The organism is Citrobacter sp. Cpo221 (genome assembly GCF_030332345.1).
Lineage (GTDB): Bacteria > Pseudomonadota > Gammaproteobacteria > Enterobacterales > Enterobacteriaceae > Citrobacter > Citrobacter portucalensis.
Map to the genome: position 1 here is coordinate 1 of NZ_JAOWIA010000037.1, position 5871 is coordinate 5871.

9 protein-coding genes are annotated in these 5871 nt (G+C 47.8%); 3 read left to right on the forward strand and 6 right to left on the reverse strand.

All coding sequences use genetic code 11. The features are described 5' to 3' along the window. From OGY72_RS07780 to OGY72_RS07805, 6 genes are all read right to left on the reverse strand, one after another. Positions 1-1088, reverse strand: a 1088-nt coding sequence (locus OGY72_RS07780) for a RecE family exodeoxyribonuclease (RefSeq protein WP_353655450.1), incomplete at its 3' end; no start/stop codon positions are given. Between the two features lie 139 nt (positions 1089-1227). After that, positions 1228-1389 (reverse strand): YdaE family protein, encoded by a 162-nt coding sequence (locus OGY72_RS07785; RefSeq protein ID WP_053389201.1) that lies wholly within the window; start codon positions 1387-1389, stop codon positions 1228-1230. Between the two features lie 11 nt (positions 1390-1400). Continuing rightward, positions 1401-1607 carry a hypothetical protein gene (locus tag OGY72_RS07790; protein ID WP_016156718.1) on the reverse strand — a complete coding sequence of 69 codons (207 nt, stop codon included), beginning with the start codon at positions 1605-1607 and terminating at the stop codon, positions 1401-1403. 457 nt (positions 1608-2064) lie between these two features. After that, a complete protein-coding gene (locus OGY72_RS07795; RefSeq protein ID WP_071687318.1) occupies positions 2065-2436 on the reverse strand; it encodes an ASCH domain-containing protein in 372 nt (123 codons plus the stop codon). Further along, a complete protein-coding gene (locus OGY72_RS07800) occupies positions 2408-3475 on the reverse strand; it encodes an N-acetyltransferase (protein ID WP_181029589.1) in 1068 nt (355 codons plus the stop codon). Before OGY72_RS07800 ends, OGY72_RS07795 begins: the two co-directional genes overlap by 29 nt. A gap of 24 nt (positions 3476-3499) precedes the next feature. Continuing rightward, positions 3500-3901 (reverse strand): helix-turn-helix domain-containing protein, encoded by a 402-nt coding sequence (locus OGY72_RS07805; protein WP_286547535.1) that lies wholly within the window; start codon positions 3899-3901, stop codon positions 3500-3502. A 104-nt stretch (positions 3902-4005) separates the two neighbouring features. Between OGY72_RS07805 and OGY72_RS07810 the strand changes: the two genes are divergently transcribed. The 3 genes from OGY72_RS07810 to OGY72_RS07820 all read left to right on the forward strand — a co-directional run. Continuing rightward, positions 4006-4224: a transcriptional regulator gene (locus tag OGY72_RS07810; RefSeq protein ID WP_001619340.1), complete on the forward strand. Its 219-nt coding sequence runs from the start codon at positions 4006-4008 to the stop codon at positions 4222-4224. Positions 4225-4235: 11 nt separating this feature from the next. Further along, positions 4236-4775 carry a toxin YdaT domain-containing protein gene (locus OGY72_RS07815; RefSeq protein ID WP_286547536.1) on the forward strand — a complete coding sequence of 180 codons (540 nt, stop codon included), beginning with the start codon at positions 4236-4238 and terminating at the stop codon, positions 4773-4775. Between the two features lie 167 nt (positions 4776-4942). Continuing rightward, positions 4943-5871 (forward strand): DnaT-like ssDNA-binding domain-containing protein (locus OGY72_RS07820; protein ID WP_286547537.1); only part of this gene is annotated, 929 nt, incomplete at its 3' end.

Sequence of the window (5871 nt, forward strand, 5' to 3'; positions counted from 1 at the left end):
TCTGGGTTGGCGTGGTCGGTTTCCGTCAGTACTCTATTCAAATATTCTTGGTGTTTTACAGGATCAGCATAAAGCCCTTCTGGTGTAGTTTTTACTGTTGCGATAATGCAGGCACGTGAGTAGTCCAGGCTACCAGGCATTGAAACGAATCTCTCTCGAGTCGCCAGCCATTCGGGATCGTCCATCTTATTCATGATGGAGTTTGCCTGTAGTTCTATATCCAGTGGGACGTTGTAAATATCAAATTCGCGGTCACGGGCACGTAACGCCAGAGCAATTTCATGCTCCAGCCCGAGAATGGTTTGCGGGAATTTGCGGTCAGAGGCAATACCGCCACCGGCGTTCGCACCTGAAGGTGTGCGATTAATGGTTGTTACACGATTACCTTTGCTCCACTCTTTAACCAGTAGGCCGCGGTCAATGTAATCAGTTTTGAACCACACCGTCAGGAACTGGATAACTGTTGCCAGCTCCGGTTTCTTACCGTCGACAGGGAAGACTTTCTTAACGGCATTCACGACTTTATGAATATCGTGCTCAATGGCTTTTTTGAATGCTTCCACATTCTCAGCAGCCAGCAGCAGGTTCTGGACGTAAGAGTCATCAGTGTCCATCTCAAGGCGGACAATCTCATTTTTCTGCCCGGCATCGACGTGATAGAGATATTCACCATTACCGATGAACTGAGCCAGTACGCGCTGACGGAATGGCAGCGTGGCAACGACGATCAGGTTCGGCTGCTCTGACTGCTGAGATTCTTCTGCGGTGCTGTCTTCAATATCTGCGTCGTCGACAGACTCATCTTCAGCCTGTTGTTTAACATTCCAGGTGCGCTGGTCTTCGGCCAGTTCATAACGATCACACCAAGTGAAATCAACTTCACCTTCTTCCGGAAGGTCATCAACAACCGGGAAATCAGTGCGAATCGGTTTTGCGTAGTCCTTACCGCGACCCGTTTCGATGCCAGCATCTTCCAGTGCAACATCCAGCTGCAGGTTGGCGCGAGCCTCGGTTTTAGCAGTGAACCAAATCACTGCATCTTGCTTTCCGGATTTCTGAGTGGCTTTAACCACATAAAAGAATTCCATGTGAGATCCTCATTTTTGGGTGTTAGAATCCCCGGGCCATTGATAGCGCCCATTGGGTTAACTTTGGTTTTGATGTTGTTTCCGGTGTAACTTTGGTCGGTGCCACCGGACGTAAATCCCGCCTTGCGCGGGGTGTACGTTAGCCTTCGTGAGCCATCTGGTCGTGCGAAGCGCAACGTCTGGAACAGTACTCTTTCTCTTTACGCGCCAGCTGTGAGCCGTTGCGATAGAGAAGGGTACTTTTGATTACTTCTTCCGGTTTAACCGGTTTGCTGCAATAACCGCATTTCTTGTCTTGCATGACACTCTCCGTTAATGGCTGAGACCATTCCCCAGACCGTTCAGATAAACTTCAACCAGCAAATCCCTGGTGTAAGTCATCTCAACGCCTCGATGCAGATACAAACGACCACGAGCATTAGCTGATGCCGTCCAGGTTGAATCCTTGTGTTTGACGAGCATTCCAGGCTGAACTGCGCCGCGGTTTACCGTCTGTGTACCGTAGTGCTGATGAACCATGATGTTCTCCAGTTTTCTGAGTGAACTTCGCTAGTGGCGCCGCGGCGCTGATCTTCACGGTTGAGCTTTTTCACTCTGCAATTCGCCACCGCGAAGCTCACTCGTGCTTTGCCCTTGTCGCCAGGCTGGCGGAACGTTTCAAACCTACTGCGCGTTAATCTCGCCACCTCATTCCGGTCTTCGTATGCCCCGGACGGCTACTTCGTGGGCTCCATGCCTGGGTGGTTCGTGGTGCGTCTTGGTGATTGCATATTAAGCCTGAGACTTAAATCATGTCAAGCTTCAGGCGAAATGTGATTGTAAGTTTCAGGCTTAATCGTGATGTTCACCGAATTGCAGGCAAAAAAAATCCCGACGCTAAGGTCGAGATCGGGGACTTCGGGGTGGAGATTAGAGGAGGAGCTGGTGGGTTAGGATATACAAAACCCGGCACGGTGGCCGGGTTTATCAACATGATTTAGAGGTAGAGAAAAGATTGTGGGGCTTTTATGCCATCTCCCAAAGAAGATAATGGTAGAGGGACTTCAAATCTTTCGACTTCACCAACTTTTATAGCGTAAGCGGTCTCTCTGCCTGAGTAGTAACTATCAAAAAAATTCTTGGAGATGCCGGCGTATTTTTTGGTCTTTACCCATAAAGATTCTGGATCGTTTTTCAGTATTTCATCAATACTGAACTGGCCAACTATCTTACCAACTGGCATGGTTGCGTAAATCACAACTGTAGTTATGTTGTTGTTTTTAAAAATACCCTTCCTGAATTCAAATTTCTTTGTGCCATTAAGAATTTTTTCGGCGAATTCAGGTTTGATTGACAATAAAACTTTCATCTACCTTACCCAGTTCAAGAATTTTATTGAATTGCACATCAGACAATTCAAAATGGCTCCAGCGAAAACCTCTAGTGCCGTTTAATCCAACTTGATCTATTAAGGTAGCACGATTAGGGCGCTTTGGTAAAGCTAAGTTATAGGTAAATCTCAGTACGTAAGGATATTGTCTTTTTGAATAGTACTCACGTAATTCCTCTTCAGAAAAGACGCTAAATTTTGAACAGTATTTTACGAATGATTCTTCATCCGGGAAATCATCCATATGCCTTACGTTTTCTACAACACAAATAGAGCTTGCTACTGCTCTGTAATATGCAGGACCTTGATTATCACCAGTTCTGTATATAACAATTATGTCCCCGCGTTTCATGCCTGCAACGCTACGCATTCCACAGATATATATTTTGTGGATACTATTAGCATGGGAGACATCTTCAAGCATGTCAGGCGATTCAGTCACAAGTTTTGAATCGGGGAATAATCTTGTATGGAATGCTGGATAGATTGCCAGCAGAAACTTTCTTCCCTGCGATGATAATACCAAGGGATAGTCTAGGAGCACATCTCCATTAACATCGTGCATAGAGCGCGCGTAGACATACTCTTTACCATTAGCAGACTCTTTTTCTCCATGCTTATAAAAACCATAAGTCTGGAAAAGCCTGATTAAGTGTTCATGCTTTTCGAAAACAGTAACATAAATATCGTCTGACCCAGATGATATGGCATGATCAAATGCTTTTTTTAAAAAACGCTGCCCGCGAAGCGTTCCCTTTGATTCAAATTTGAATGTGCCTATTTTAAGGTGTTTTCCGTCAGGTAGGGATGGGGAAATGTCTTCGGCATCATCGTCCTCTTTCAAATACATGAATCCTTCGATCTGATGGGCATCATCATAGAGAACATAAGCAGACTCACCATTATTGGCCTTTTTTTTCAGCCATACCGGGAACTCAGTATAATCAGCCTTAAGAGAGTCGAAAAAAGAATCGTCATGATCAAATTCACTAAATTTTTCATACCTTAAGCTATCCATCCTTGCCCCTTCTTACGGTTAAGTCTAGTTAGTATTTGATTCGGGTTTGTCGCCTTTAATTCTGCGACTCATGTACTTCTCATACAACTCATCCAGTTCTTTCAGGCGAATCGCGAAGATGCGGAGCATGTTCTGTTGCTCTTCTTTCGGCAACTGGCGGTAGAGCTCCAGTAAGCGCTGTTCGTCAGGCTTGAGTCCGTCTTTCTCTCCGACATCCTCACCGAGTAACCAAGGCACAGACACGCCAGCTGCGTCAGCGACAGCGAGAGCTGATTTCTTGCTGATCACGCCTTTTTTAAACCAGCCGTTCACAGACTGCGGGGTTACCCCAGCAACCCTGGCCATATCGGATTTGGTCATACCGCGCCCGTTCAGCTCTGAAAGGCGTTCGACAAGTATCGGATTAAGTACGGTTTTCTCTTTCATGGTTAGAAGAATAAGCCTTTTGCTTAAACTTGAAAATTCGCCTCAGGCTTGACAATAAATTAAGTCTAAGGCTTAATTTGATTGTATTCAAATCGGAGACAACGATGAACGGGTTAACGAAAGCCATTAAGTCCGCTGGCACTGCAACAAATCTCGCAACCATGCTGGGCATCAAGCCGATGTCGGTCAGCCGCTGGAAAAACCGGTACCAGGGCGTGGTGCCTGCTGATCGGGTCCTTCAAATCTACGCGGCTACCGGCGTAACTCCACACGAGCTGCGCCCTGATCTCTATCCAAACCCAAGTGACGGTTTACCAAAGTAAGGAATGTAACTATGCAATCACTTACGTATCAACAGAGTAACGGGTTCATTTCAGCAGCGCTGATAAATCGCGCTCAACCAAAACCGGGCGTCAGTTGTGGTGCCCTCCGTGATGCTGTTCGCGCCTGGTCAGCAGTAGCCGGGCAGGACGTTGTAACGGCCCTGATCGTTGAAGAGTGGCACCGGATAGGTGGCGAAGGTATCGACTTTCCGGCAGATCACAGCCGTGCCCGGCAGAAGCTGTTCCGCTTCCTGGATAACCATTTCAATAGCGAGCGGTACCGCGAGAACGTTCGTCAGTTGACGCCGGCAATTCTTGCTGTTCTGCCGCTCGAGTTCCGCAATCGCCTGCTACCAGAAAACAACGTTATGGCCCGTCTGGCTCGGCTGGAGAAAGAAACCAGCGAAGCGAAGATAGCCGTTGCGATGGATGCTCCACGTCATCAGAAGCTGAAAGAGTTGAGCGAGGGGATAGTGGAGATGTACCGCGTTGACCCTGGCTTAACCGGTCCGCTGATGGAAATGGTGCAGATGATGCTGGGGGCTATATGACCGGTTCAAAAATGGTGAAAGCCGCGGTGCGCGAACACCAACGGCTTTCTGGTGCAATTCATTGCGAAATCATTGCGGGGTAAGTATGCCTAACAACAAATTGTTTTGCCAGCGTGTCGGACCGCGACTGGATAAATCATCCCTCAATCGTTCATCAGGAGGACTCTATGGCCGGGGACTGGATAAAAATGCGAACGTCGCTGGTCACCAGCCCGAAGGTGAACGGAATTGCGCGAATACTGGAGCGTTCACCGGAGGTGGGAAAAATGTTCACACTTTCGCATAACACCACGTTATCAGACGTTGTAACGCGTAACGTAACCCGTAACGTTACGGTGTCGTTACTAGTAGCGTTTTGGTCTGCGGCAAATGAACACTCGCGTAACGGTGTATTTGAAAATGCAGACCTGTCTGATATCGATGATATTGTCGGAGTACCCGGTTTTGGGGCTGAATTATCAACCGTAGGCTGGGCCATTTATGATGCGGAGAATAACTGCGTCATTCTTCCAAACTTCAATGAATACAATACGTCAGGTGATATGCGCTCAGCTACGGCCAAGACAAATGCGCAGCGCCAGAAGGAGTTTCGTGAACGGAAAAAACTCCAGGAAAGTAACGTAACGAGTAACGTTACTAATAACGTAACGCGTAACCACAGAGAAGAGAAGAGAAGAGAAGATCTAAACCCAGAGAGAGAACGCGCGGGCGGAAGTCATTCTGGGGATGATATTTCTGGAAATCACCCACCTCTGCCAGCTATCCCTCCCAAACCTCAGAACGAGGATTTTGGGCCCGGTCTGGATTTTGGCCCATTGGGTAAATTTCCGATCACTGACTCATGGACCCCGTCTCCAGACTTCGTGCGTCAGGCTGCGCTCTGGGGTAAGAACGTCGGCACTGAGCCGGGTTACACCGCTGAAGAACTTCAGCAATTCCGTGATTACTGGATACCTGACGGCAAGGTTAAACACCAGTTGGCTTGGGAGCAGACCTTTGCCAACAGTCTGTTGCAATCGCGTGGTCACGGCCAAAGGACCGTCCATGTTGGACAGCGAGATCCCAACCGAATTTCTGAGCCAGATAAAACCATCCC